General features: G+C 63.7%; 20 protein-coding genes. 11 read left to right on the top strand and 9 right to left on the bottom strand.

Features of this window, described 5'->3' with window-relative positions:
- Positions 1-230: 230 nt before the first annotated feature.
- The 3 genes from O4H53_RS22310 to O4H53_RS27210 all read right to left on the bottom strand — a co-directional run bounded on the left by O4H53_RS22310 (position 231) and on the right by O4H53_RS27210 (position 4,742).
- Positions 231-674 carry a DUF6634 family protein gene (locus tag O4H53_RS22310; RefSeq protein WP_269367272.1) on the bottom strand — a complete coding sequence of 148 codons (444 nt, stop codon included), beginning with the start codon at positions 672-674 and terminating at the stop codon, positions 231-233.
- Between the two features lie 82 nt (positions 675-756).
- A complete protein-coding gene (locus O4H53_RS22305) occupies positions 757-1,806 on the bottom strand; it encodes an AAA family ATPase (RefSeq protein ID WP_269367271.1) in 1,050 nt (349 codons plus the stop codon).
- A 320-nt stretch (positions 1,807-2,126) separates the two neighbouring features.
- Positions 2,127-4,742, bottom strand: a complete 2,616-nt coding sequence (locus O4H53_RS27210; RefSeq protein WP_269367270.1) for an adenosylcobalamin-dependent ribonucleoside-diphosphate reductase — start codon at positions 4,740-4,742, stop codon at positions 2,127-2,129.
- Between the two features lie 130 nt (positions 4,743-4,872).
- Between O4H53_RS27210 and O4H53_RS22295 the strand changes: the two genes are divergently transcribed.
- Positions 4,873-5,304, top strand: a complete 432-nt coding sequence (locus tag O4H53_RS22295; RefSeq protein WP_269367269.1) for a DUF1489 family protein — start codon at positions 4,873-4,875, stop codon at positions 5,302-5,304.
- A gap of 82 nt (positions 5,305-5,386) precedes the next feature.
- Here O4H53_RS22295 and murA read toward each other — a convergent pair whose 3' ends face one another.
- From murA to hisS, 4 genes are all read right to left on the bottom strand, one after another.
- The gene (gene murA, locus O4H53_RS22290; RefSeq protein WP_269367268.1) at positions 5,387-6,697 is read right to left on the bottom strand and encodes a UDP-N-acetylglucosamine 1-carboxyvinyltransferase; all 1,311 of its coding nucleotides are present in this window, start codon (positions 6,695-6,697) and stop codon (positions 5,387-5,389) included.
- 165 nt (positions 6,698-6,862) lie between these two features.
- Positions 6,863-7,552 carry an ATP phosphoribosyltransferase gene (gene hisG, locus O4H53_RS22285; RefSeq protein WP_269367267.1) on the bottom strand — a complete coding sequence of 230 codons (690 nt, stop codon included), beginning with the start codon at positions 7,550-7,552 and terminating at the stop codon, positions 6,863-6,865.
- The gene (locus O4H53_RS22280) at positions 7,549-8,628 is read right to left on the bottom strand and encodes an ATP phosphoribosyltransferase regulatory subunit (protein ID WP_269367266.1); all 1,080 of its coding nucleotides are present in this window, start codon (positions 8,626-8,628) and stop codon (positions 7,549-7,551) included. The genes hisG and O4H53_RS22280 overlap by 4 nt, the downstream gene beginning before the upstream one ends.
- A complete protein-coding gene (hisS, locus tag O4H53_RS22275; RefSeq protein WP_269367265.1) occupies positions 8,628-10,271 on the bottom strand; it encodes a histidine--tRNA ligase in 1,644 nt (547 codons plus the stop codon). Before hisS ends, O4H53_RS22280 begins: the two co-directional genes overlap by 1 nt.
- A gap of 163 nt (positions 10,272-10,434) precedes the next feature.
- Here hisS and O4H53_RS22270 point away from each other — a divergent pair, with 163 nt between their 5' ends.
- Positions 10,435-10,629, top strand: a complete 195-nt coding sequence (locus O4H53_RS22270) for a SlyX family protein (RefSeq protein WP_269367264.1) — start codon at positions 10,435-10,437, stop codon at positions 10,627-10,629.
- A 70-nt stretch (positions 10,630-10,699) separates the two neighbouring features.
- Here O4H53_RS22270 and O4H53_RS22265 read toward each other — a convergent pair whose 3' ends face one another.
- Positions 10,700-11,632, bottom strand: a complete 933-nt coding sequence (locus O4H53_RS22265) for a hypothetical protein (RefSeq protein WP_269367263.1) — start codon at positions 11,630-11,632, stop codon at positions 10,700-10,702.
- A 92-nt stretch (positions 11,633-11,724) separates the two neighbouring features.
- A complete protein-coding gene (gene dnaE, locus O4H53_RS22260; protein ID WP_269367262.1) occupies positions 11,725-15,261 on the bottom strand; it encodes a DNA polymerase III subunit alpha in 3,537 nt (1,178 codons plus the stop codon).
- 125 nt (positions 15,262-15,386) lie between these two features.
- On the opposite strand from dnaE, the gene O4H53_RS22255 reads away from it, so the two are divergent.
- The 9 genes from O4H53_RS22255 (at position 15,387) to O4H53_RS22215 (ending at position 26,116) form a co-directional block, all read left to right on the top strand.
- Complete coding sequence (locus O4H53_RS22255) at positions 15,387-15,743, top strand: ArsR/SmtB family transcription factor (RefSeq protein WP_269367261.1); 357 nt, start codon at positions 15,387-15,389, stop codon at positions 15,741-15,743.
- Positions 15,744-16,017: 274 nt separating this feature from the next.
- On the top strand, positions 16,018-17,409 hold the full coding sequence (xdhA, locus tag O4H53_RS22250) for a xanthine dehydrogenase small subunit (RefSeq protein ID WP_269367260.1): 1,392 nt from the start codon (positions 16,018-16,020) through the stop codon (positions 17,407-17,409).
- Positions 17,406-19,802, top strand: a complete 2,397-nt coding sequence (xdhB, locus tag O4H53_RS22245) for a xanthine dehydrogenase molybdopterin binding subunit (protein WP_269367259.1) — start codon at positions 17,406-17,408, stop codon at positions 19,800-19,802. The genes xdhA and xdhB overlap by 4 nt, the downstream gene beginning before the upstream one ends.
- The gene (xdhC, locus tag O4H53_RS22240) at positions 19,799-20,566 is read left to right on the top strand and encodes a xanthine dehydrogenase accessory protein XdhC (protein WP_269367258.1); all 768 of its coding nucleotides are present in this window, start codon (positions 19,799-19,801) and stop codon (positions 20,564-20,566) included. Before xdhB ends, xdhC begins: the two co-directional genes overlap by 4 nt.
- On the top strand, positions 20,563-22,083 hold the full coding sequence (locus tag O4H53_RS22235) for an ABC transporter ATP-binding protein (RefSeq protein ID WP_269367257.1): 1,521 nt from the start codon (positions 20,563-20,565) through the stop codon (positions 22,081-22,083). The genes xdhC and O4H53_RS22235 overlap by 4 nt, the downstream gene beginning before the upstream one ends.
- Before the next feature lie 48 nt (positions 22,084-22,131).
- Positions 22,132-23,214, top strand: a complete 1,083-nt coding sequence (locus O4H53_RS22230; RefSeq protein ID WP_269367256.1) for an ABC transporter permease — start codon at positions 22,132-22,134, stop codon at positions 23,212-23,214.
- Complete coding sequence (locus O4H53_RS22225; RefSeq protein ID WP_269367255.1) at positions 23,214-24,134, top strand: ABC transporter permease; 921 nt, start codon at positions 23,214-23,216, stop codon at positions 24,132-24,134. The genes O4H53_RS22230 and O4H53_RS22225 overlap by 1 nt, the downstream gene beginning before the upstream one ends.
- A 42-nt stretch (positions 24,135-24,176) precedes the next feature.
- A complete protein-coding gene (locus tag O4H53_RS22220; protein WP_114274928.1) occupies positions 24,177-25,256 on the top strand; it encodes a BMP family ABC transporter substrate-binding protein in 1,080 nt (359 codons plus the stop codon).
- Between the two features lie 251 nt (positions 25,257-25,507).
- Positions 25,508-26,116, top strand: coding sequence for a glutathione S-transferase family protein (locus O4H53_RS22215; protein ID WP_269367254.1), 609 nt, complete (start codon positions 25,508-25,510; stop codon positions 26,114-26,116).
- Positions 26,117-26,155 lie beyond the last annotated feature (39 nt).

Genomic DNA, 26,155 nt, shown 5'->3' with positions numbered 1-26,155 from the left:
GAACGCCGGCTGTGGGCCGGAAGCGACAAAACCACCTTGGCCCACCGTTGTAAGGTTATAGATAATTATGTTTCTTTGTCTGTAACGCTTTCCAGGGCAATGTCGGCTTCATTGCGTCACTCCTCCGGTGGCGTGCTGACGGGAACTCAAGACCAGGGAGAAGTGCCCGCTCTCTCTTCTGCTGTCGCTCTCTGAGATCAAAGTAACCCTGGTCGCCCTCGTCAGACATGTCAGCCCTCTCCCGCATCGTCGCGCATCATACGTTCCCGCCAGGCCGCCAACAGTTCATCCAGCAGTGACAGGTCGTCCAGCGGCCGGCACCCGGGCAAGTCAATCTGCACGAATCCCGAAGGGGCGTCCTCCATTCCGAGACCCTCGGCGATCGTCGCCTCATAGTCGGAGAAGGTGTGAGCCAGCACATACCATCGTGACGCCGTACGTGCCCAAGCTCGGTCGACGTCAATCGCGACAAGCTGCGAGGTCGTGATCCAGCCCTCCTTTAGTCTCGGGTGCCCCGAGGCAATCCCCCACAGAATGGGCGCACCGCGATACGATACATAGGGTCGCCAATAGTTCAGCACAGGAGCCGAGGCGAGGTCATATTCCAAAGGGCCACCTTCGGCAGCAGTGGTGGCGTTACGTATTTTCTGAGCCCAAAAGTCTCTATTGTTCATGGGAAACTCCAAAGTGAGAGTGATTGTGGGACGGGCGTTAAGGTCGTTCGGACGAGACACACCTCGGCCCCGCCGACCTTGCTCAGTGCAACACAGGACGGTTCATCGCCTGCTCGACAGCATCCAGCATCCGAATGACTGACCTCAGGCTGACGTGGTGCGGAGTCCGGATGGCATTGACGACCTCCTTGATCGCAACAACGGCATCCTGGGGAAGGTCGCGGCGCGCCCCTTCCTGTTCCGCAAAGCCAATCAGGTGTTCCTGTGTGAGGGCCGTCAGTTCGGTGGGAGGGCAACGGCTCAGGAACGGCTCTGGCAGACCACGCAGGCGATTGGCTGTCAGGATCCAGGTGATCCAGGACATATCGAAGCCGATGCGGAAATACGGACATGACCAGTGGCGCGCGGTAGACCTCTCAAGGAGCGGCAAAAGACCCTCGGTCAAAGAAAACCGCTGTCCGCCCGATGACTGCACATCCCCAGCCTTCTCAATCTCGTCAATCACGATCACAGGATTGGCTATTTGAGACGCCATGATCCCTTCCAGAACCTTTCCCGGGCTTGCGGATCCCCAGCCCCGCTGAGACCCAGTCACAGCAAATGGCGCAGGCTCCCCTGTGGCTTCGATGATTGTCGTTGGCACGTAGAGTAGATCCCCAAGCAGGCGGGCAAAGTGGCTCTTCCCGATCCCTGGCGGACCAACAAGAAGCATTGGCCGGACAAGGGGCGCAGGATCGCCGTTGCGGACCGAAGCACGCATATCCTGCCAAAGACGATCGGTGGCCGGGGCCGTCCACGGCATGGCGGTGTGAATGGCGCTGGCGATCTCGTCGGCGCGGTGCTCGGTCTCGACCGGCATCAGCATCGCACCATTCCGAAAAACCTCGAGCCGCGCACGGTCTTTCCTGTCGAGGTGCGCCAACCCGGATTGGTTCGCGACCGTGCGGAGATATTTTTGCGTCCGGCGCTCTATCTTTGCGCGGTCCTCTTCCGACAAGCTCAACTCATCGGGAGGATTCTCCATGTTCTCCCTGTACCGCCACAGGAACCGTTTCAAGCGCGTGTTGAGCTCGAATTCAGTTGGCAGGTCTTCGGGAGGGAACCTGACATCGGCAAATGGTATTCGGGGCATTGGGTGTCCTCTCTGAGCCGGTCCGCCCTGCACAGGCGGCCAGCATTCGGCAGCACGATGCCGCCAAGGGTTTCAGTAAGAGGATCCGGATCCTTGAGAACGTTATGAGAACGTGGCGCCGCCCAGGTCAACCTTGTCCCCCTTGGGCCAGCCCAGAACGAAAGAACGCCGGGCCTCTCGGACCTGCGTTCTTCAATTCAAGAAATATCAATGATTTAGCTTCCAGTGGTCATTTTATACCCAGCAAGAGTCCGTTTTTTGAGCCGGAATGTCCCTCAATTGCCCGCTGAAACAATCACAAACAACAGGCACCCCCACCCCTACCCGCATTTGGAATGACCGCAGGAAGCGCAGGTCATGCAGCCTTCGATCATGCGCATGTCGAACTGCCCGCAGGACGGGCAGGCCTTGCCACGGGGGGCGTCGAGGCCGACCACGCGGGCCTGGGGATCGGTTTTCAGGCCCAGCCCCTCGCCCGCGATGAAGCCTGTTGCAATCATATGCTGTTCGATCACGCCACCGATGGCCGCCAGGATCGAGGGGATGTATTTGCCCTTCATCCAGGCCCCGCCGCGCGGGTCGAAGACGGCTTTCAGCTCCTCCACCACGAAGGACACGTCGCCGCCACGCCGGAACACCGCCGAGATCATCCGCGTCAGCGCCACGGTCCAGGCGAAATGCTCCATGTTCTTGGAATTGATGAAGACCTCGAAGGGGCGGCGGTGCCCGTTCAGCACGATGTCGTTGATGGTGATGTAGAGCGCATGTTCGCTGTCGGGCCATTTGACCTTGTAGGTATTGCCTTCCAGCTCGCTCGGCCGGTCCAGCGGTTCAGACATATAGACGACCTCGCTGGAACCGGAGGCCACGTCCTTGAGGCTGGAGGCGACGGAGCCGCTTTCCACGGAGGGCAGCGCCGATCCGCCGGGGTGGCGTGAAGCGCCGCCCCGGGGGGGCGGGTCGGCGCTGCCCGGCGTGCCGCCGGGCGTGGCGCTTTCGCCGTCAAAGAGTCCCTCATTGAACGAACCAACCTCTGGGAGATCGAACAACGCGATAGTTTGCCAGATGGCTTCTTCTGAGGCAGGTTCACCATTCAAAATCGCCGCGGCGACTGCCGGTTCAACGCCGATGATCCTTGAAAGTTGGCTCGCGGTAGTCGGTCGTTTTTTTGTAGCTATTTCCAAAAGATCCGCACGGATGGACAGGCCGGTCTTTTTGCGGGCCTTTGCTTCCGGCTTCTCCTCCGCCACACTCAGCACCGACCCCGTCACCTCGTTCGGGCGGTAGGTCGTGCAGCCTTTGCAGCCCTGATCCCAGGCTGCCATGTAGACATCCTTGAAGGCGTCAAAGCTGATGTCTTCCGGGCAGTTGATGGTCTTGGAGATGCTCGAATCCACCCATTTCTGCGCCGCCGCCTGCATCTTGACGTGGTCCAGCGGGGCCAGCGTCTGGGCGTTGACAAAATAATCGGGCAGTTCTGCGTCGCCTTTCAGCTCGCGCCACATCTGCACGGCGTAATCCACCACTTCTTCCTCGGTCCGGCTGCCGTCCTTTTGCAGGACCTTGCGCGAATAGGCATAGGCAAAGACCGGCTCGATCCCCGAACTGACGTTTCCGGCATAAAGGCTGATTGTGCCGGTGGGCGCGACGGAGGTCAGCAGCGCGTTGCGGATGCCGTGTTCGCGGATCGCGTCGCGCACGTCCTCGTCCATCATCTGCATGGTGCCCGAGGCAAGATAGGCATCGGCGTCGAACAGCGGGAAAGGCCCCTTCTCTCTGGCCAGATCGACACTGGCGAGATAGGCGGCACGGGCGATCTGCTTCATCCATTCTTCGGTCTGTGCGGCAGCCTCGTCAGAGCCATAGCGCAGGCCGGTCATCAGCAATGCATCCGCCAGACCGGTGACACCCAGCCCGATGCGCCGCTTGGCCTGCGCCTCACGCGCCTGCGCTTCCAGCGGGAATTTCGACGCGTCGACAACATTGTCCATCATCCGCACCGCTGTCGCCACCAGTTCGCCCAGCGCCTCAAGGTCCAGACCTGCGTCCGGCTCAAAAGGGTTGCTGACCAGCCGCGCCAGGTTGATCGACCCCAGCAGGCAGGCACCATAGGGCGGCAGGGGCTGTTCGCCGCAGGGGTTGGTTGCGGCGATGGTCTCGCAATAGCTCAGGTTGTTGGCCTGGTTGATCCGGTCGATAAAGATCACGCCCGGTTCGGCGAAATCATAGGTGGCGCGCATGATGCTGTTCCACAGGTCGCGGGCCTGCAGGGTGCGATAGACCCTGTCGTCAAAGCGCAGCTCCCAGGGGCCGTCCGCTTTTACCGCCTCCATGAAGGCATCGGTGATCAACACGGACATGTTGAACATGCGCAGGCGCGCGGGGTCGGATTTGGCGGCGATGAAATCCTCAACATCCGGGTGATCGCAGCGCATGGTGGCCATCATCGCGCCCCGGCGCGACCCCGCCGACATGATGGTGCGGCACATCGCGTCCCAGACATCCATGAAGGACAAGGGGCCGGAAGCATCGGCGGACACGCCTTTGACATCCGCCCCCCTGGGCCGGATGGTCGAGAAATCGTAACCGATGCCGCCGCCCTGCTGCATGGTCAGCGCGGCCTCTTTCAGCATGTCGAAAATGCCGCCCATGCTGTCCGGCACGGTGCCCATGACAAAGCAGTTGAACAGCGTCACCCGCCGCGCGGTGCCCGCCCCCGCGGTGATGCGGCCTGCGGGCAGATACTTGAAATCCTCCAGCGCGGCGTAGAATGGCTTTTCCCACTCGGCGGGGTTCTTCTCCACCTGCGCGAGGTCGCGGGCGATGCGCAGCCAGGTGTCCTCCACCGTCACATCGCGCGGCGTGCCATCGGCATCCTTGAAGCGATACTTCATGTCCCAGATCTGTTCGGCGATGGGGGCGGAAAATCGGGACATGTCGAATCTTTCGGCTGGATCAGGAAGGAGACCAAGATAACCCATCCAGTCCCAAACCACCACACTTTGAATGCGCTGCCCGATGCACTACCTTATGTCGTGGCTCAGGGGTGAGTCTGGGGAAAAGCCTGTGGATAAATACGTCAACCTGATCAAGCTGAGTGTCGGGACCGAAAGCATCGAAGGTCTGGAGGACTGGCAACGCCAGCGGTCCAGGCAAATCAAGGATGGGAAATACTACCACGTCACCCGGATGTGGCCCAAGCGCGAGGCCGAGGTGCTGAACGGCGGGTCGATCTATTGGGTGATCAAGGGCGAAGTGCAGGCGCGCCAGCGCATCCTGGGTTTCGATGAAATGATCGGCAATGACGGCATCCGCCGCTGCGGCATCGTGCTGGATCCGGAAATCATCCGCGTCTCACCCGCGTTGCGGCGGCCGTTCCAGGGCTGGCGCTACCTTGACCCCGCCGACGCCCCGCCGGACCTGCGCAAGGGACAGGAAGGCGACACCGCCCTGCCCAGCGAGCTGAACCGCGCGCTGGCCGAGATCGGGGTGATCTGAAGGATCAAATCCGCCACCGGCCGTGCCACCGCGCGCAGGTCAGGCAGGTAGAATACGGATGTCAGCGGCAGCAGCTTTGCCGTCAGACCCGCGCCGGCACCCGGGTAATTTTTGCCCCCAGGGCGTTCAGCCGCTCGTCAATCCGCTCATAACCCCGCTCAATCTGCTGAGCGTTGTTGATGCGCGAAGTCCCCTCGGCCCCCATCGCCGCGATCAGCATCGCCATTCCGGCGCGAATATCGGGGCTTTCGACACGGGCACCGCGCAATCTGGTCGGCCCGGACACGACGGCACGATGCGGGTCGCAGAGCACGATCCTCGCGCCCATCGAGATGAGCTTGTCGGTGAAGAACATCCGCGATTCGAACATTTTCTCGAACATCAGCACCATGCCTTCGCATTGCGTTGCGGCAACCAGGGCGATGGACATCGCATCCGCCGGGAATGCCGGCCAGGGCTGATCCTCGATCTTGGGCACATGGCCGCCGAAGTCCGGTTCGATCGTGAGTTTCTGGGCCGCCGGGACAATCAGATCGTCGCCTTCGATGCGGCAATGGATACCCAGACGCTCGAACCCCATCAGCGTTGAGCGGAGATGTGTCACACCGGCATCGCAGATCCGCAGTTCCGATCGCGTGACCGCAGCCAGACCGATGAAGGAGGCAACTTCGATGTGGTCAGGGCCTATGCGATGGGAGGCGCCCCCCAGGGTACGGCCCCCGTGGACCGTCATGCAGTTGGTGCCGATCCCTTCAATCTTTGCGCCCAGCGCCATAAGGAAACGGGCGAGATCCTGGACATGCGGCTCTGACGCGCAGTTGCGCAGAACGGTCAGGCCACGCGCCGCGACAGCGGCACACAGCGCGTTCTCGGTTGCGGTGACAGAGGGTTCGTCCAGAAACACGTCAGCGCCCGTAAGGGCGCGCGCCCTGAAGACATAGGCGTCATTGACCGAGATATCGGCACCAAGTTCCCGAAGGGCAAGGAAATGCGTATCGAGACGCCGTCGCCCGATCACGTCACCACCGGGCGGCGGCAGCGTAAGCTCACCGCAACGGGCGAGCATCGGACCAGCCAGCAGGATCGACGCTCTGATCCGCATGCAAAGATCGGGGTCAAGATCGGTCGGGCTGAGCCTATGGGCGTGTATCCGCAGGGTGTTGGGACCGGTCCAGGTTGTCTCGGCACCGATCGAGGCGATCAGTTCAAGCAATGCCTCAACATCGCGGATGCGCGGGACGTTGGACAATTCGACGGGCTGATCGGTCAGCAAGGTTGCGGCAATGATCGGCAGCGCCGCGTTCTTGTTCCCGGCTGGCGTGATGCTGCCAGCAAGCCTGTGTCCACCTTCTACGATATATTCGACCCGCTCGTGCGGTTGCGCCACTGCCATATCTGCCTCATCTGTTTTCAACGGAGGGTAACGCACTGACCGCCGAGCACAAGCGCTGAGGTTCATCAGCCAGCGCCTCTATTCACCGGGGGCTGCATCCATAAGCCGGAGAGGAAAGGCGGATTTGCATCGCCACCGGCTGCTGCAGGCGATGGCGCGGCCGCCCTACCCCAGCCGCGCTTCCAGTTCTTTCAGCGTCTTGCGAATCCGTTCATCCATCGGGGCTGTCCGGCTGCGCCAGAGCGTCGCCTGAGAGCGCAGCACCATCCCGTCACAGAGAATCTTGAGGTGATTGGCGCGCAGGGTTTCCCCGCTCGACGTGATGTCGGCAATTGCCTCGGCGGTTTCATTGGCCACCGTGCCTTCGGTCGCGCCCTGGCTGTCAACCAGCGCATAATCGGCCACGCCGCTGTCGCGCAGGAAGTTGCGGACCAGCCGGTGATATTTCGTGGCGATCCGCAGGCGGAATCCATGCGCCGCGCGAAAGGCGGCGGCGGCGGCATCCAGATCGTCCAGAGTGTCCACGTCGATCCAGGCCTTGGGCACCGCGATGATCAGATCCGCATGGCCGAACCCCAGTTCCTCCACCGGTTCGACCAATTGTTCCCAAAGCGCCAGCTTTTCCTGCACCAGGTCGGTGCCGGTGACCCCCATGTGAATGCGCCCCGCGGCCAGCTCGCGGGGGATTTCACCGGCAGACAGCAGGATCAGGCTGACCCCCTCGATTCCCGCGACCGCCCCGGCATATTCCCGGTCAGACCCGGTGCGCTGCAGGGTGATCCCGTGTTGTGCGAACCAGTCAAAGGTCTTTTCCATCAGCCGTCCCTTGGACGGCACCCCGAGCTTGAGCGTCATGGCGCGCCCTCCAGTACCAGCATCAGGCCCGGACGCATCACACCGCCCACCGCCGGAATCTCGCGCCCCTGCCCCAGCCGCCGGGTCAGCGCGTCATAGCGCCCGCCACTGGCAATCGTCGGCAGGTCCGCGCGCGCCTCGGCCCGGAAGCCAAAGACAAACCCGTCGTAGTATTCCATCGACGACCGGCCATAGCTGGCCTCGAACATCAGGTTGTCGGTGTCCACGCCCCGCGCCCGCAGCGCCGCCTCGCGCGCGGTGACACGGGCCACTGCCGGGGCGATGTCGGGCATGTCCACCGCCAGGTCGTGCAACTGGCTGAGCGCATGTGGCATCACCTCGCGCACCTCCAGCAAGGCCTCGATCTGTTCCACCTCGCGGCCCGACAGCGGCGGCGTCGCCGCATCTTCGTGCAGGGCCGCGATACGCTCCTCGATGTCGGCGCGGCTGCGCAATCCGATCAGCGGGGCGTCACTGCGGGCCTGTCCGGCCAGCAGCGCGGCACGGCTGGGCGGCATCGGCGTGCGCCCGGAAAACCGGTCCAGCAGCGCACGGAACCGGCGTGGCCGCCAGATGTGCCGCATCAGCGCATGCCTGCGCCGGGCGCTGGTCTGCAATCCTTCCACCGCCGCCATCAGCACGCCGATGTCGCCGGTCACCGCGCGCAGAGGCAGGCCCCGCAGCGCCTCGGCAATCAGGGCAAAGACCTCGGCATCCGCCGCCGCCGGATCGGCGCGGTCAAACACCTCATAGCCGACCTGGATGTATTCATTGGCGCGGTCCGGGTCTTCCTCCTGCCGGCGAAACACCTCGCCGGAGTAGGTATAGCGCGCGGGTTCGGCGCCCTCGGCCATATGCATCTGCACCACCGGCACGGTGAAATCGGGGCGCAGCATCTGCTCCCCCCGCAGCGCGTCCGAGGTGACATAGGCACGCGCGCGCATGTCCTCGCCGTAAAGCTCCAGCAGGGTGGTTGCCGGCTGCAGGATCGGCGGTTCCACCAGCGCCGCACCCTGCGCCTCGAACATCGCGCGCAGGGATGCTGCGCGGGTCAGGGTTTCGGAACGTGTGGGCATCATCCAGACCCGTAGATAATTTTCTTGACCGCTTCGACCCAGTCACCTCGCGATACTTCGTACTGGTTCGGGCGCTCTTTCCACTCTTCGTGTGAGGCGTCCTTCGCTATCCTATTACCAAGGACAAGGTCCTTGATCTGCACTACACCGCGCTCGAATTCGTCGCTACCGGCAATGACAGCAACTGGACTATTCCGCTTGTCCGCGTATTTCAGTTGATTACCAAAATTTTTCGGATTTCCTAGATAGACTTCTGCCCGAATTTTCTCTTTCCGTAACTCCGCTACCATTTCCTGATAATCAGACATACGATCACGATCCATTACAGTAACCACCACAGGACCTTCCTGAACTACTTCCATTCCAGAGGCCTGCTGTTTCATCGCCAGCGCCGCCAGCAGCCGGTCCACACCGATGGAGACACCGGTGGCCGGCACTTCCTGCCCGGTGAAACGTTTCACCAGATCGTCATAACGCCCGCCCCCCGCGACAGAGCCGAAGTTCCGGGTGCGGCCCTTTTCATCCTGGATTTCGAAGGTGAGTTCAGCCTCGAAAACGGGGCCGGTGTAATAGCCGAGGCCGCGCACGACGGAGGGGTCGATGACGATGCGGTCTGAGTGGTAGCCCTGTGATTTCAGAAGCTCCGAAATTTCTCGCAGTTCCTCGACACCTTCAGCCCCGACTGTAGAATCATCGACTAACTCGTACAGAACTTCGAGAACATAGAAGTTCCAAAGCTTTGCCCACGGTTCATAGCGACCCAGCACGGAGACTAAATCAGCATCATGCTGTGTCGATGCACCAAAGAACATTGATTTCAATTCTTCAGGAAGACCGGCATTCTCGCTCACGCGCAATAGTCGCTCCTGCGCCTTGTTATTAGCAGTAACGAAGCCCATGATTTGGCGAACCTGCAAGTCACTCAACCCAGCACCACCCGTAAAATCCCCGCTCTCGTCCTTGCGGCCCTCGCCCAGCAAGGCGCGCACACCCTCCGGGCCCAGCCGGTCCAGCTTGTCGATCGCGCGCAGCACAATCCCACGCTCGGCTTCCTTGTCGTCCCCCGACAGGCCCGCCACTTCCAGCACGCCATTGAGCACCTTGCGGTTGTTCACGCGAATGATGTAGTCCCCCCGCGCAATCCCGACCTCTTCCAGACAATCGGCCAGCATCGCGCAGATCTCGGCATCCGCCGCCACCGACGGCGCGCCGACGGTATCGGCATCGCATTGGTAGAACTGGCGGAACCGCCCCGGCCCCGGCTTTTCATTGCGCCAGACCGGGCCCATTGCATAGCGCCGGTAGGGGGTCGGCAGATCGTTGCGGTGCTGCGCATAGACCCGCGCCAGCGGTGCCGTCAAATCATAACGCAGCGCCAGCCAGTCGCCGGGCCTGTCGCCCTCTGCGTCCTCCTGCCAGGCGAACACCCCCTCGTTGGGGCGGTCCACATCGGGCAGGAACTTGCCCAGCGCCTCGACGGTCTCCACACCGGAACTTTCCAAGGCATCAAAGCCATAGCGGTGATAGACAGAAGCAATCTTGCGCAGCATCTCGGCCCGATGCGTGACCTCGGCGCCAAAGTAGTCGCGGAACCCCTTCGGGGTCTCGGCCCTGGGGCGGGGGGTCTTCTTGGGCTTGGCCATGATACCTGTTCCTGTCAGCGCTGCATCTGCGCCCTGCCTCTACCCCAGCCCCCTTGCAAGGGCAAGCGACGCAAGGGCTGCTTGCCCCCTGCTCTTTTTGGCAAACAAATATCCCTGCACAACATCCATTCCAAGCGGGCCGTCGACATGTTACAGCGCAGCCATGGAAAAACTCGAAGAACAGATCGCCCATCTGACCCGCATCGTCGACGACCTGTCAGAGATCATTGCGCGGCAGGAGACGGAAATCACCACCCTGAACCGCCGGGTGCACATGCTGATGCAGCGCGAGGGCGAAAGGGAAGCGAGCCAGGGCAGTGGCGTGGTGCTGGGTGACGAACGCCCGCCGCACTACTGAGCCGACCCCTGCCACGGGCGCCAAAATTCTTCAAAGAATTTTGCCCGGAATTTTCGAAAATTCCGGCCCCTCAGCCGCTGGTCTTGACCGCGGCGGCGATCACCGCGCCGTCATGCACCAGCAACTCGGTCCAGCGGCTGGAATTGCCGAAACTGTCGTAGGCGCTGACAAAGAAGGTGCTGCGGTCCATCCGGTCGATCTTTGCCCCGCAGGGCTTGCCTTTGCGCGCGCCGCAGACATCGCGCTTGACGGATTCATAGGCCTTGTCGGTGGCACCCACCGGCAGGTTCTCGCCCCCCGGTCCATAGTGCAGCTGCTCATACAGCGATGCGGCCCCCAGCAGGACACTGGCCGCCGTCAGCTGGCGCGGGCAGCCATCCGCAAAACCGGTGATATAGAAGGTCCGCGCAACCGCAGAACCGGATGCGGAATCATAAAGAGCATAGCCCCGCGCGGGGGCGCTTTCGATTTTCTGGCCCATCGGTTTGCCTTTGGCCTCGCAGACCCGCGCAACGACCCCATAGGGCAGGACCGTGCCATAGGCCACATCACGCGCATCGGGACCGTCACGGGGTGTCTCGCGGTTTGCCCCGCCGCCAAGCCCGAAAAGCCCGCCGCGCTGACGTTCCGACTGTGGCGCATCCTCGGGGCTGAGGGCTGCGACTTCAACCCCGGCCTCCTGCCCCACTTCCGTGCGCTCAGGGTCCTGCGCGGGCTGCGCCGCCCCTCCGGCACGCCGGAACAGGCCCAGAATACCGCCACGTGCCGCAGGTTCCTGCGGTGCGCGCGCCTGCTCTGCCGGGATCACAGCCGCATCACCGCCCGAGGCGGCGCTGCTGCCAAAGAACCCTTCACGCGCGACTTCCGCCTCGCCCGGCAGGGCCTGCGCCGCCGGATCCTCATCCGACAGCTCCACATCGGAAATACGGTCAACGCCGGCCAACGGGTCGCCGCAGGCGCCCAGGGCCAGCAGAATGCTGACAAGAATAGCTGATCGAAACATGACACATCTCCCCGATGTGGGGTCTTTTATCCCAGCGGCGAGGCTTCGTCCACTCGACCGGCAGGATGTGCCGGCGGCAGGCGTGAACCGGCTCAGATTTCCTGCACTTCCAGCACGCCGCCCAGGGACCGGATCGCCCCCTTGATCTGGGGGGTCACGGGGTATTCGAACCCCAGGTCCACCTCGACCTCACCCGGCAGGGAGGGATCCATCAGACAAAGCTGGATCGGCCCCTTGCCCGCGGCCCGCGCCGCCGAGCGCGCGCCCTCCAGCACCTGCGCCACAGCCGCAACCGCCTCCGGCGCATCGACAAAGACCCGCAAGCCGATGCTGCCCGCATCCGCCACGGCCATGTCCACCGGCGCCACGGACCGGCCCAGCAATTTCAACTGGTCGCTTTCCATCGTCGCCTCGACCGTGACCACCACCTTGGATCCCGTCTCCAGGTGGTCACGGGCAAGTTCCAGCGTGTCGGAGAAAAGCGTGACTTCATAGCCGCCGGTGGGGTCAGACATCTGGGCAAAGGCAAACCGGTTACCGCGCGCGGATTTGCGTTCCTGCCGCCCGGCGACCACACCCGCAAGCCGCGCGTTCATCGCGCCCCGTTCACTCACCTTTTCGGTCAATTCGTCCAGCGTCAGGAAAGGCACGCCCCGGTCATTGCCCCATTTGCGCTTGAGCGGAGTCATGTAATCGTCCAGCGGATGCCCCGACAGGTAGAAACCCACTGCCTTGAATTCCTCTGTCAGGCGTTCGGCGGGCAGCCAGTCGTCGCAGGGCAGCATGCGCGGCTCGGGCAGGTCATCGCCCGCCTCGCCGAACAGCGACACCTGGTTGCTGGCCTTCTGTTCATGGATCGCCGCTGAATAGCCGACCAGCGCATCCAGCGCCTGAAACACCCGCCGCCGGTTCGCATCCAGCTGGTCGAAGGCTCCCGACCGCGCCAGCATTTCCAGTGGCCGCTTGCCCACGCGCTTCAGGTCCACCCGCCGCGCCAGGTCGAACAGCGTCGCAAAGGGCCGCTCCTGCCCCTCGACCCGCCGGCCTTCGGTGATCAGCTTCATCGCCTCGACACCGACGTTCTTGAGCGCACCCAGCGCATAGACCAGCGCACCGTCCACCACCTTGAATGTCGCGTCCGAGCGGTTCACGCAGGGCGGCACCCAGGGCAGTTCCAGCCGCTTGCGCACTTCTTCGAAATAAACCGCCAGCTTGTCGGTCAGGTGGATGTCGCAATTCATGACACCGGCCATGAACTCCACCGGATGGTTCGCCTTGAGCCATGCGGTCTGGTAGCTGACCACGGCATAGGCAGCGGCATGCGACTTGTTGAACCCGTAGTTGGCGAATTTCTCCAACAGGTCGAAAACCTCGGTGGCCTTTTTCTTGTCGACCCCGTTTTCCATCGCACCCTTTTCGAACTTGGGGCGTTCCTTGGCCATCTCCTCGGCGATCTTCTTGCCCATGGCGCGGCGCAGCAGGTCGGCGCCGCCGAGCGAATAGCCCGCCATGACCTGCGCGATCTGCATCACCTGTTCCTGATAGACGATGATGCCCTGGGTCTCTTCGAGAATGTCGTCAATCAGCGGATGGATCGATTCCAGCTCGCGCTTGCCGTTCTTGACGTCGCAATAGGTCGGGATGTTCTCCATCGGGCCGGGACGGTACAGCGCCACCAGCGCCACGATATCCTCGATGCAGGTGGGTTTCATGCGTTTCAGGGCATCCATCATGCCGCTGGATTCCACCTGGAACACCGCCACCGTCTTGGCGCTTGCGTAAAGTCTGTAAGACGCCTCATCATCCAGCGGGATTGTCGAGATATCGTCCAGCACCCCCTCTGGCGGGGTGAACAGCTCCGTCCCGTCGGCGGCAAGATGCAGGTGACGCCCGGATGCCTTGATCTGGTCCACCGCGTTCTGGATCACGGTCAGCGTCTTGAGGCCCAGGAAGTCGAACTTCACCAGCCCGGCCTGTTCCACCCATTTCATGTTGAACTGGGTCGCGGGCATGTCGGAACGCGGATCCTGATAGAGCGGCACCAGATGATCCAGCGGCCGGTCCCCGATCACCACACCGGCGGCATGGGTGGAGGCATTGCGCAACAGCCCCTCGACCTGCTGGCCATATTCCAGCAGGCGCGCGACGACCTCCTCGTTCTTGGCCTCCTCGCGCAGGCGCGGCTCATCCGCCAGCGCCTTTTCGATGGAAACGGGTTTTACCCCCTCCACCGGGATCATCTTGGACAGCCGGTCCACCTGTCCGTAAGGCATCTGCAAGACCCGCCCGATGTCGCGCACCGCCGCCTTGGACAGAAGCGCGCCGAAGGTGATGATCTGACCCACCTTGTCGCGCCCGTATTTGCCCTGCACATATTGGATCACCTCCTCGCGACGATCCATGCAGAAGTCGATGTCGAAGTCGGGCATGGACACCCGCTCGGGGTTCAGGAACCGCTCGAACAGCAGTGAATAGCGCAGCGGGTCTAGGTCGGTGATCAGCAGCGCATAGGCCACAAGCGAGCCCGCGCCAGAGCCGCGCCCCGGCCCCACCGGAATGTCGTGATCCTTGGCCCATTTGATGAAATCCGCCACGATCAGGAAGTAGCCGGGAAAGCCCATCCCCTCGATGATCCCGAGCTCGAATTCGAGCCGCTTCTCATAGTCCGCCACCGGCGCGGCATGGGGGATGATCGCCAGCCGCGCGCGCAGCCCCTCCTGCGCCTGACGGCGCAGTTCGGCCACCTCGTCATCGGCGAACTTCGGCAGGATCGGGTCGCGCCGATAGGCCATGAAGGCGCAGCGACGGGCGATTTCAACAGTGTTTTCGACAGCCTCCGGCAGATCGGCAAACAGGGTCACCATCTCCGCCTCGGATTTGAAATAGTGCTGGGCGGTCAGCCGCCGCCGCGCCTCCTGCTGATCGACATAGGCACCTTCGGCGATGCAGATCAGCGCGTCATGCGCCTCGTACATCTCTGTCTTGGGGAAATAGACGTCGTTGGTGGCGACCAGCGGCAGGTCCATGGCATAGGCCATCTCGACCAGCCCGCGTTCCGTCAGCCGCTCCGCTTCCGGCTGGCCATCCTCGCCCGGATGGCGCTGCAGCTCCACATAGAGCCTGTCGCCGAAAGACGCCGCCAGCCGCGCCATCAGCGCCTCTGCCGCCGGGCGCTGGCCATTTTGCAAAAGCATCCCCACCGGCCCGCCCGGCCCCCCGGTCAGGCAGATGATGTCGCCGCTCAATGCCTCCAGTTCCTCCAGCGTGACCTGCGGCCGCGCGCCGCCCTTGTCGATGTAAAGGCAGGAGTTCAGCTTCATCAGGTTTTCATAGCCTGCCTCGTTCTGCGCCAGCAGAACCACCGGGGCCGGATCACGCGGGCGTTCCCCCGGCTGGACCGCGACATAGGCCAGATCGACCTGGCAGCCGATGATCGGCTGAACCCCGGCCCCGGCCATCCCGACGGAGAATTCCAGCGCCGCGAACATGTTGTTGGTGTCGGTCAGCGCCAGCGCGGGCATCCCCGCATCACGGCACATCTGCGGCAGTTTCTTCAACCGCAGCGCGCCTTCCAGCAGTGAATATTCCGAATGGGTGCGCAGGTGGATGAATCGGGGGGCATGTTTCATGGGCCAACCGTATCCAGCCGACCCGCCGGGGGCAATCGGCGGTGTGCCGCGCAAGCGAAGTTAACACTTAGCATAACAACTAAGCATCGATTGACGCCCGGGCTGACAGGCCGATATTCAGCCGCATGGCCAATAAACGACTCGATCTTGTATTCTCGACCCTCTCGGACGCCACCCGCCGCGCGGTGGTGGAGCGGCTTGCAGGCGGTCCGGCATCGGTCTCCGAACTGGCGGCCCCCCATGACATGGCCCTGCCCACCTTCATGCGGCATCTCAAGGTCCTTGAAACCGCGGGACTGGTGCGCTCGGTCAAGAAGGGCCGCGTGCGCACCTGCCATATCGAGGCGGCGCCGCTGATGGAAGTGCAGGGTTGGCTGGCCTGGCAGCGACAGGTCTGGGAGCAACGGCTCGACAGGCTCGATGCCATGACGCGCGCCCTGGACACGGACGAGGGCACGGACAAGGACGAGCGCACGGCTTGACCGGTCACGATCCGAAACGCGCCCCCGAACGGATCCGAAACATCGCGGCCTCCGCCATGGCTCTCACGGCGCGCCTTACGGGTCGCGTGAACGCCGCCTTCGCGGGCAACAGCCCCCCGCGGGCGGAAAATTCACGGGGTGGCCGCGTGCTTTTGCTTGCCAGAGCCCCGGAAATCTCCCTAGTCTGCTTCCAGTAAACGGGCCGCTCCCCTTCTACGTCGCATCGAGGGGGCCGCATCAGGCCCCCACATACGTAACGCGACGGGTTTCAGGCATGGACATCACGTTTCTTCTGAACGGAGAACCTGTGTCACCAACCGACGTATCCCCCACCACCACGCTGCTTGACTGGCTGCGCGAAGCGCGCGGCCTGACCGGCACCAAGGAGGGCTGCAACGAGGGCGACTGCGGGGCCTGCACGGTGATGATCACCGACGAAACGGGATCGCGCGCGCTGAACGGCTGCATCCTTTTCCTGCCGCAGGTGCATGGCAAACATGTCACCACGGTGGAAGGCATCAGCGCCCCCGACGGCAGCCTGCACCCGGTGCAGCAGGCGATGGTGGACCACCACGGCAGTCAATGCGGCTTCTGCACACCGGGTTTCGTGGTCTCCATGGCCTGCGCCCATCTCAACAAGGCCACCGACCATGACACGCAGCTTGCGGGAAACCTCTGCCGCTGCACCGGCTATGCCCCGATCATCCGGGCGGCCCGGGCGGCAGAGGCCGCACCTATCCCCGCCCATCTCGAAAACCTGTCGCTTCATTGTTCCGAAAATACCACCGGGGGGTCCGGGGGGCTGGCCCCCCGGGTTCTGCAGCCGACCCATTCCGACGATCTGGCGCGCTGGTACGCCGCCAACCCCGAGGCCACCCTGATTGCAGGGGCCACCGACGTGGGCCTCTGGGTCACCAAGCAATTCCGCGATCTGGACCAGATCGCCTTTCTCAACCAATGCGCCGATCTGCGCGGCATCACGGATGCGGGCGATCACTGGCGCATCGGGGCGATGACCAGCCTGACCATGCTTGAGGCCCATTTCGCCCCGTACCATCCCAGCCTCGGCGCCATGCTGCGCCGCTATGGCTCTGTGCAGGTCCGCAATGCCGCGACCATTGGCGGCAATATTGCCAACGGCTCGCCCATCGGCGACGGGCCGCCCGCGCTGATCGCCCTGGGGGCCACCCTGCATCTGCGTCACGGCGAGACGCGCCGCAGCCTGCCGCTGGAGGATTTTTTTCTCGCCTATGGCAGGCAGGACCGCGCGCCGGGCGAATTCGTCGAGGCGGTCAGCGTTCCGAAACAACCCGATACCCTGCGCTGTTACAAACTCTCGAAACGCTTCGATCAGGACATCTCGGCGGTCTGCGGCTGTCTCAACATCACCCGCCAGGACCAGACCATCACCAGCGCCCGCATCGCCTTTGGCGGCATGGCGGGCACCCCGAAACGCGCAGCTGCGGCCGAGGCCGCGCTGACCGGCGCGCCTTTCACTGCTGACAGTTTCCAGGCCGCGATGGCGGCAATGGCGGCGGATTTCGAACCCATGTCCGACATGCGCGCCTCTGCCCGCTACCGGATGCAGACGGCGCAGAACATGCTGCTGCGGTACTTCCATGACCTCTCCGGCCAGACAACCGATGTCAGCAAGGTGCGCGCATGAGCATCGCGCAGCCCCTGCCCCATGACGCCGCAGAACTGCATGTGACCGGCGCCGCGCGTTATGTCGATGACATTCCGGTGCCGGGCAATACACTGCATCTGGCTTTCGGGCTCAGCCGGCACGCCGCCGGAAAGATCACCGCCATGGACCTTGACGCGGTCCGGGACGCCCCCGGCGTGGTCGCCGTGCTGAGTGCCGGGGATCTGCCCTTCGATGCCGATTGCTCCCCCTCCAACCATGACGAGCCCCTGCTGGCGACGGGCGAGGTCCATTACCTTGGCCAGCCGCTGTTTCTGGTCATCGCCACCTCGCATCTGGCCGCGCGCCGGGCGGCGCAGCTGGGCAAGGTCGGGATTGCGGCGCAGAAACCGGTCCTGAGCATCGCGGAGGCCCTTGCCGCCAACACAAGGTTCGAGGAAGGGCCGCGCATCTATCAAAAGGGCGAACCGGAGGCGATGCTGCCCCGGGCCGCACACCGCCTGTCGGGCAGCATCGGGATCGGCGGGCAGGAGCATTTCTATCTGGAGGGGCAAGCCGCCCTTGCCCTGCCGCAGGAAGGCGGCGACATGCTGGTGCACAGTTCCACCCAGCACCCGACAGAGATCCAGCACAAGGTTGCCCATGCCATCGGCAAGCCGATGCATGCCGTGCGCGTGGAGACCCGCCGCATGGGCGGCGGTTTCGGCGGCAAGGAAAGCCAGGGCAACGCGCTGGCCATCGCCTGCGCGCTGGCCGCGCGGCAGACCGGGCGGCCCTGCAAGATGCGCTATGACCGCGACGACGACATGATCGTGACCGGCAAGCGGCACGATTTCCGCATCGACTATGACGTGGGCTTTGACGATGCAGGCCGCATCGTGGCGCTGGATTTCACCCAATACGCGCGCTGCGGCTGGGCCATGGACCTGAGCCTGCCGGTGGCAGACCGGGCGATGTTGCATGCCGATAACGCCTATCACCTGAAACACATCCGCATCACCTCGCACCGGTTGCGCACCAATACGCAATCGGCCACCGCCTTTCGCGGCTTTGGCGGGCCACAGGGGATGGTCGGGATCGAAAAGGTGATGGACCATATCGCCCATGCCCGCGGGCTGGACCCGTTGGCGGTGCGGCGGGCCAATTACTATGCCGATCATGTCGCTCCGCCGCCAAAGGTCGAAACCGGCAGCGCGCCGGTCACCGCCTCACCGGCAGAGGACAATACCTCGCGCGGGGCGCGGCCTGCACCGGCCAGAACGCCCCCGGCCCCGGCGCCGGCCGAAGGCCAGCAGACAACGCCCTATCACCAGCCGGTCACCGATTGCGTCATCAATGCGCTGACCGACCGGCTGGCGCAAAGCTGCGACTATGACAGGCGGCGCGACGCGATTGCGGCGTGGAACGCAGGCCAGCCACTGCTCAAACGCGGCATCGCGCTGACCCCGGTGAAATTCGGCATTTCCTTCACCCTCACCCATCTCAACCAGGCGGGGGCGCTGGTGCATGTCTATCAGGACGGGTCAATCCACCTGAACCACGGTGGCACGGAGATGGGCCAGGGCCTGTTCCTCAAGGTCGCGCAGGTGGCTGCCAGCCGCTTTGGCGTGCCGCTGGAAGCGGTCAAGATCACCGCGACGGATACCGGCAAGGTGCCCAACACCTCCGCCACGGCGGCCTCCTCCGGGTCGGACCTGAACGGCATGGCGGTGCAGAACGCCTGCGACGAGATCCGCGAACGGATCAGGGCGCATCTGGCGGAACGCTACCAGACCTCCGAGATCCGTTTTGCCGGGGGCATGGTGCGCGCGGGTGGCGAGGAGATCACCTTTGCCGAGGCCGCCGCCTCTGCCTATCAGGCGCGGGTCAGCCTGTCGGCCACCGGGTTCTACAAGACACCGGATATCGAATGGGACCGGATCCGGGGCCGGGGGCGGCCGTTTTACTATTTCGCCTATGGCGCGGCCTGCACCGAGGTGGTGATCGACACGCTGACCGGTGAAAACCGCATCCTGCGCACCGACATCCTGCATGACGCGGGTGCCTCGCTGAATCCCGCCATCGACACCGGCCAGATCGAGGGCGGCTACGTGCAGGGCGCGGGCTGGCTGACGACGGAGGAACTGGTCTGGGATGACAAGGGCGCGCTGAAGACCCATGCGCCCTCGACCTACAAGATACCCGCCTGCGGCGACCGCCCCGAGGTGTTCAACGTGGCGCTCTGGGACCAGCCGAACCCGGCGCAGACAATCTACCGGTCCAAGGCGGTGGGGGAGCCGCCGCTGATGCTGGGGATCTCCGCGCTGATGGCCCTGTCGGATGCGGTGGCAGCCTGTGGTCCGGGTTATGGCGACCTGCAGGCCCCCGCGACGGCCGAACAGGTCCTGGCCGCCGTGGAAAGGACCCGGGCATGAGTGACGCGGTCTATGTCCAGATCACTGCCACGCGCGGTTCCGCGCCCCGCGATGCGGGCACGGCGATGAAAGTCACCCTGCGGGACATCACCGGCACCATCGGCGGCGGTGCGCTGGAGCTTCAGGCGATTGAAACGGCCCGCAGGATGCTGGCGGAGGATGCCCCCGAACGGGAGGAAACCCTGCCCCTGGGTCCGGGCCTCGGTCAATGCTGTGGCGGTGCGGTCTCGCTACGGTTCACCCGCGAGACATGTGCAACCGACGTGGCGCAGGTTCATACCCATCCGGATGTCACATACCGCCATCCCCCTGCAGACCTCTGGCTGTGGGGCGCCGGGCATGTGGGCCGCGCGGTGGTGCGGGCCTGCCCGCCCCAAGCCTTCAACATAACCTGGGTAGATACAGGCGCCGACCGTTTCCCACCGCAGGTGGGAAGCCATGTCACGACGGTCCCGGCGGCGGACATGCCGCGGCTTGCCGCGCGCGCGCCGGTGCAGGCGCATCACCTGATCTTTACCTATGCCCATGACCTCGACCTCGCGCTCTGCGCCGCGCTGCTGACACGCGGTTTTGCCTCCTGCGGGCTGATCGGGTCGGAGACCAAATGGGCGCGGTTCAGCAAGAGATTGCGCGCGCTGGGGCTTGATCCCGCGCCGATCACCTGCCCCATTGGGGACAAATCGCTTGGCAAGGTCCCCGATGACATTGCCAGGGGCTGTGTAAACGGGCTTCTTGCCCTGATGCCCGAAGGGGAAACCGCATGACCGATACACCCCTGCTGGACCTGTCCGGCCTGACCAAGGCCTATCCCGGTGTCGTGGCCAATGACGGTGTGTCGCTGCGCATCGCGCCGGGCGAAGTGCATGCCCTGCTGGGCGAAAACGGCGCGGGCAAATCGACCCTGGTCAAGATGATCTACGGGCTGGTGAAGCCGGATGCGGGAAAAATGCAGATGCATGGCGCGGGTTTTGCCCCGGCGGAACCCCGCGCGGCGCGGGCGGCGGGTGTGGGCATGGTGTTCCAGCATTTTTCGCTGTTCGATGCGCTGACCGTTGCCGAGAATATCGCACTGGGGATGGAGGACGCACCGAAGCTGCGCGCATTGAGCCAGCGCATCCGCGAGGTCTCCGATACCTATGGTTTGCCGCTGTCGCCCGACCGCGTGGTGGGCGACCTCTCGGCAGGCGAGCGCCAGCGGGTCGAGATCATCCGCTGCCTGTTGCAGGACCCCAAGCTGCTGATCATGGATGAGCCTACATCCGTGCTGACCCCGCAGGAGGTGGAGATCCTGTTCAAGACCCTGCGCAAGCTCTCCGCCGAGGGCACTGCGATCCTGTATATTTCGCACAAGCTGGAGGAGATCCGCGCGCTCTGTGACAGCGCCACGATCCTGCGGCTGGGCAAGGTGGTGGGCCATTGCACCCCCTCAGAGACATCGGCCCGCGACATGGCGGAAATGATGGTGGGCACGGTGCTGAAAACCCCCACACGGGCCGGCAAGACGCCGGGTGACGTGGTGCTGGCGCTGACTGGCCTCTCCGCGAAATCGCCCAGCGCCTTCGGCATGCCGCTGCGCGACATCAATGTCGAGGTGCGCGCGGGCGAGGTGCTGGGCATCGGCGGGGTGGCGGGCAACGGCCAGGACGAATTGCTGGCAGCCCTTTCCGGCGAAACCCTCAGCGCGCCGGGGATGATCGCCTTTCAGGGCCGCGACATCGGCGTGCTGGGCCCGACCCCGCGCCGCGCGATGGGCATCCTGACAGCGCCGGAGGAACGGCTGGGCCATGCCGCCGCCCCCGACATGTCGCTGACGGAGAACGCCATGCTGACCGGCGCGGCGCGCGAAAACCTGGACCGGGGCGGCATGCTGGACTGGGGCGCCGCACGTGCCTTTGCCGAACGGATCATCAGCACTTTCGACGTGCGCACGCCCGGCCCGGGCAATGCGGCGCGCTCCCTGTCGGGGGGCAACCTGCAGAAATTCGTGATCGGGCGCGAGGTCCTGCAACGCCCCGACCTTCTGGTGGTGAACCAGCCGACCTGGGGGGTCGATGCCTCTGCCGCCGCCGCGATCCGCCAGGCCCTGCTGGATCTGGCGGAAAACGGCGCGGCCATTATTGCAATCAGCCAGGATCTGGACGAGTTGATGGAAATTTCCGACCGTTTCGCCGCCTTGAACGAAGGCCGCCTGTCACCTCCCCGCCCCGCGCAGGGGCTGACGGTGGATGAGATCGGGATGATGATGGGTGGCGCCCATGGAATGGAGGTGGCGCATGTCTGAACCGGTTCATTCGTGTATTTCGGGAACAATGAAGCCAGGGGGCGGCGCATGATCCGGCTGGAGAAACGACCGCAGCCGAGCCGGGCTTTTTCGCTGGCCACGCCCCTGCTGGCGGTGCTGGCAACCATGGTGTTTGGCGGGTTGATGTTTGCCCTGTTGGGCAAGGACCCTGTCATCTCGATCATCACGATCTTCTGGCAGCCGCTGTTCGGCGAATTCGCCTTTTATTATCGGCCGCAACTGCTGATCAAGGGGGCGCCGCTGGTGCTGATCGCCATCGGGCTGAGCCTGGGCTTCAAGGCGGGGATCTGGAACATCGGGGCGGAAGGGCAATACATCATGGGTGCGCTCTTTGGTGCGGGCGTGGGGCTGGCATTTTATCCGTTGGACAGTTTCATCGTCTTTCCGCTGATGGTTTTGGGCGGCGCCTTTGGCGGCTGGATCTGGGCAATGATCCCGGCCATGTTGAAGGTAAGGTTCGGCACCAACGAGATTCTCGTATCCTTGATGCTGGTCTATGTGGCCGAGCAATTCCTTGCCTCGATGTCGCTGGGCCTGATGAAGAACCCCGAAGGTTTCGGCTTTCCCGGGTCGCGCAACCTGCAGCAATACGAAAGCGCCTTCAACGCCGACCTGATCGAGGGATCGGGCATGCATTGGGGCGTTGTGGCGGCACTGATCGCGGTGATCTTTGCCTATGTGCTGCTGACCAAACACCGGTTGGGCTTTGCCATTCGCGTCACCGGCGAGGCGCCGCGCGCCGCGCGTTTCTCTGGTGTGAACCCGACGCGGCTGGTGTTGTTCTGCCTTGGCACATCGGGGCTTCTGGCCGGTCTGGCCGGGCTGTTCGAAGTTGCAGGGCCCGCGGGCCAGGTGACGATTGATTTCAACGTGGGGTATGGCTTTACCGCGATCATCGTTGCCTTTCTGGGCCGGTTGCACCCGATCGGCATCCTGCTCGCGGGCGGGCTGATGGCGCTGACCTATATCGGCGGGGACATCGCGCAATCGCAGCTTGGCCTGCCCGCTGCCGCGATACAGGTGTTCCAGGGAATGTTGCTGTTCTTCCTGCTCGCCTTTGACCTGTTGACGAATTACCGGCTCCGCTTTGGCCGGACGGAGGTGGCGTGATGGACCTTTCTGCAATCAACCCGATCCTCTTCGTCGCCGGTTTTCTGGTCGCGGCGACGCCGCTGATCTTTGCCGCCATCGGTGAACTGGTGGTCGAGAAATCCGGTGTCCTGAACCTTGGCGTCGAAGGCATGATGATCACCGGCGCGATCTGCGGCTTTGCTGTGGCGGTGGAAACCGGCTCACCCCTGCTGGGCTTTGCCGCCGCCGCTGCAGGCGGGGCACTGCTGTCGCTGCTTTTTGCCTTCCTTACCCAGATTGCACTGGCCAACCAGGTCGCTTCCGGCCTGGCACTTACGCTCTTCGGGCTCGGGCTCTCGGCGCTCCTGGGGCAAAGCTATGTCGGGGTGAAACCGCCGCGCCTGGGCGATATCGACTTCGGCCCGCTGGCGGATATTCCGGTGATCGGGCCCATCGTCTTCACCCATGACGTCATCCTGTACCTCGGTCTCGCGCTTGTCGCGGCCACATGGGCCGTGCTGAAATTCACCCGCGCGGGGCTGGTGCTGCGCGCCGTGGGCGAAAGCCATGATGCCGCCCATGCACTGGGCTATCACGTCAAACGCATCCGGACATTTGCCATCATGTTCGGCGGCGCCTGCGCGGGCGTCGGCGGGGCCTACATCAGCCTGATCCGGGTGCCGCAATGGACCGAAGGCATGACCGCCGGCATCGGCTGGATCGCCCTCGCCCTGGTTGTCTTCGCCTCCTGGAAGCCCGGGCGCCTGCTGCTGGGTGCTTATCTTTTCGGCGGCATCACACAATTGCAGCTCAATCTGCAGGGCGCGGGCGTTGCCATTCCGGTGGAGTATCTGGCAATGTCGCCCTATCTCATCACGATCATCGTCCTGGTGATCCTGTCAGCGGACAAATCGGCGGCACCTGCCTCCCTTGGCCGCACTTTCCATGCCTCTCAATAGGGGCCAATTCAGCCCGACAAGGGCATCAAACGGGGACTTCACATGAAACTCACCAAACTACTGACCAGCGCTGCCATCGCCCTGGGTCTGGCCACGGCAGCCCATGCCGATGGCCATGAAAAGACCAAGGTCGGCTTTGTCTTTGTCGGCCCTGTCGGCGACGGCGGCTGGACCTACGAACACAACCAGGGCCGCCTGGCCGTCGAAGAGGAATTCGGCGATGCGGTCGAAACCGTCTTTGTGGAAAACGTGGCCGAGGGCCCGGACAGCGAGCGGGTGATGACGCAGATGGCGCTGGACGGCGCCGACCTGATCTTCACCACCTCCTTCGGCTACATGGACCCGACCATCAACGTCGCCAAGAAATTCCCGGACGTGAAATTCGAACATGCCACCGGTTACAAGCGCGCCGACAACGTCAGCACCTATTCCGCGCGCTTCTACGAAGGCCGCGCCATCCAGGGCCATATCGCGGGCAGCATGACCAAAAGCAACATCATCGGCTACATCGGCTCCTACCCGATCCCCGAAGTGATCCGCGGCATCAATTCCGCCTATATCCACGCCAAGAAGGTGAACCCCGACGTCCAGTTCAAGATCGTCTGGGCCTACACATGGTTTGACCCCGCCAAGGAAGCGGATGCTGCCAAGGTGCTGATCGAACAGGGTGCCGACGTGGTGCTGCAGCACACCGATTCCACCGCGCCCCAGGCCGCCGCGCAGGAAGCCGGTAACGTGATCACCTTCGGTCAGGCCTCCGACATGGCGCAATATGCCCCGACACCACGGGTCTCTTCGATCATCGACAACTGGGCACCCTATTACATCGCGCGCACCAAGGCCGTGATGGATGGCACCTGGGAATCGACGGACACCTGGGACGGCATCGGTCCGGGCATGGTCGGCATCGGCGAGATCACCGACGCGGTCCCCGCAGAGGTCAAGGAACAGGCCCTGGCGCTGAAGGAAAGCATCGCCTCGGGCGCATACCACCCCTTCACCGGGCCGATCAACAAACAGGATGGCAGCGCCTGGCTGGCCGAGGGCGAAACCGCCGATGACGGCACGCTGGCGGGCATGAACTTCTATGTCGAAGGCATCGAAGGCGATATCCCGCAATAACCCGACCAGATCCCGATCAAAGGAGGCAGGTCCCCACACCTGCCTCCTTTTTCGTTTCATTGTTCCTAAAATACACCTGCACTGCCCCCGCAAAGGAATATCCGGCCGATCTCCCGGGCTCAGCGTGCCACAGGTGCCCGGCATGACGTCGCGGCGTCAGCCGCGTCCGCCGGATCACCGCAGCGCTTCTCGCTTTTCCTTTCGCGGCCACCCGTTACACTGGCTCCGGAACCGCCGCGAAAGGCCAGATTATGATCCACGTCCACCACCTCAACCGCTCCCGCTCGCATCGCATCCTGTGGCTGCTGGAGGAAATCGGCCATCCCTACACCATTGCGCATTACAAGCGTGACGCCAAAACCAATCTCGCCCCGCCGGAGTTGCGCAGCGTGCACCCCCTGGGCAAATCGCCCATGGTGGAACTGGACGGCAAATTGATCACCGAAAGCGCCGCGATCACCGAAGTGATTTGCGCCCGGTTTGCGCCCGAGATGGTTCCGGACCGCGACGATGACGCCTACCTGCGCCATCTCGAACTGATGCATTTCGCCGAAGGCTCTGCCATGACGCCGATCCTGCTGAACATCTATGTGGGTCGCCTGGGCGAGGCGGGCGCGCCGCTGCATCCGCGCATCTCGGAGGAGCTGACCAGCCATTTCGCCTATATGAACAGCCTTGTGCGCCCCTCCGGCCATTTTGTCCTGGACCGGTTGTCCGCCGCCGACATCATGCTCAGCTTTCCGGCGGAAATCGCCATGCGGATGGAGCGCGGCGCGGAATTTCCGGCACTGAAGGGGTTTGTCGAAATGATCCACGCCCGCCCGGCCTACCAGCGCGCAACGGAAAAAGGCGGCGAATGACGACGGGCTGAACGCCGGGGCAAAGCGCCATTGCACCGG

Origin of the sequence: Sulfitobacter sp. G21635-S1 (assembly GCF_027213915.1) — a bacterium.
Taxonomy (GTDB): domain Bacteria; phylum Pseudomonadota; class Alphaproteobacteria; order Rhodobacterales; family Rhodobacteraceae; genus Sulfitobacter.
The sequence above is the reverse complement of the archived record's forward strand: the minus strand, read 5'-3'. Positions and strand labels throughout refer to the sequence as shown.

Excerpts from the sequence above, each read along its gene's own strand:
- O4H53_RS22310 (WP_269367272.1), bottom strand. The coding sequence starts at position 674 with ATGAACAATAGAGACTTTTGGGCTCAGAAAATACGTAACGCCACCACT.
- O4H53_RS22305 (WP_269367271.1), bottom strand. The coding sequence starts at position 1,806 with ATGCCCCGAATACCATTTGCCGATGTCAGGTTCCCTCCCGAAGACCTG.
- O4H53_RS27210 (WP_269367270.1), bottom strand. The coding sequence starts at position 4,742 with ATGTCCCGATTTTCCGCCCCCATCGCCGAACAGATCTGGGACATGAAG.
- murA (WP_269367268.1), bottom strand. The coding sequence starts at position 6,697 with ATGGCAGTGGCGCAACCGCACGAGCGGGTCGAATATATCGTAGAAGGT.
- hisG (WP_269367267.1), bottom strand. The coding sequence starts at position 7,552 with ATGACGCTCAAGCTCGGGGTGCCGTCCAAGGGACGGCTGATGGAAAAG.
- O4H53_RS22280 (WP_269367266.1), bottom strand. The coding sequence starts at position 8,628 with ATGCCCACACGTTCCGAAACCCTGACCCGCGCAGCATCCCTGCGCGCG.
- hisS (WP_269367265.1), bottom strand. The coding sequence starts at position 10,271 with ATGGCCAAGCCCAAGAAGACCCCCCGCCCCAGGGCCGAGACCCCGAAG.
- O4H53_RS22270 (WP_269367264.1), top strand. The coding sequence starts at position 10,435 with ATGGAAAAACTCGAAGAACAGATCGCCCATCTGACCCGCATCGTCGAC.
- O4H53_RS22265 (WP_269367263.1), bottom strand. The coding sequence starts at position 11,632 with ATGTTTCGATCAGCTATTCTTGTCAGCATTCTGCTGGCCCTGGGCGCC.
- dnaE (WP_269367262.1), bottom strand. The coding sequence starts at position 15,261 with ATGAAACATGCCCCCCGATTCATCCACCTGCGCACCCATTCGGAATAT.
- O4H53_RS22255 (WP_269367261.1), top strand. The coding sequence starts at position 15,387 with ATGGCCAATAAACGACTCGATCTTGTATTCTCGACCCTCTCGGACGCC.
- xdhA (WP_269367260.1), top strand. The coding sequence starts at position 16,018 with ATGGACATCACGTTTCTTCTGAACGGAGAACCTGTGTCACCAACCGAC.
- xdhB (WP_269367259.1), top strand. The coding sequence starts at position 17,406 with ATGAGCATCGCGCAGCCCCTGCCCCATGACGCCGCAGAACTGCATGTG.
- xdhC (WP_269367258.1), top strand. The coding sequence starts at position 19,799 with ATGAGTGACGCGGTCTATGTCCAGATCACTGCCACGCGCGGTTCCGCG.
- O4H53_RS22235 (WP_269367257.1), top strand. The coding sequence starts at position 20,563 with ATGACCGATACACCCCTGCTGGACCTGTCCGGCCTGACCAAGGCCTAT.
- O4H53_RS22230 (WP_269367256.1), top strand. The coding sequence starts at position 22,132 with ATGATCCGGCTGGAGAAACGACCGCAGCCGAGCCGGGCTTTTTCGCTG.
- O4H53_RS22225 (WP_269367255.1), top strand. The coding sequence starts at position 23,214 with ATGGACCTTTCTGCAATCAACCCGATCCTCTTCGTCGCCGGTTTTCTG.
- O4H53_RS22220 (WP_114274928.1), top strand. The coding sequence starts at position 24,177 with ATGAAACTCACCAAACTACTGACCAGCGCTGCCATCGCCCTGGGTCTG.
- O4H53_RS22215 (WP_269367254.1), top strand. The coding sequence starts at position 25,508 with ATGATCCACGTCCACCACCTCAACCGCTCCCGCTCGCATCGCATCCTG.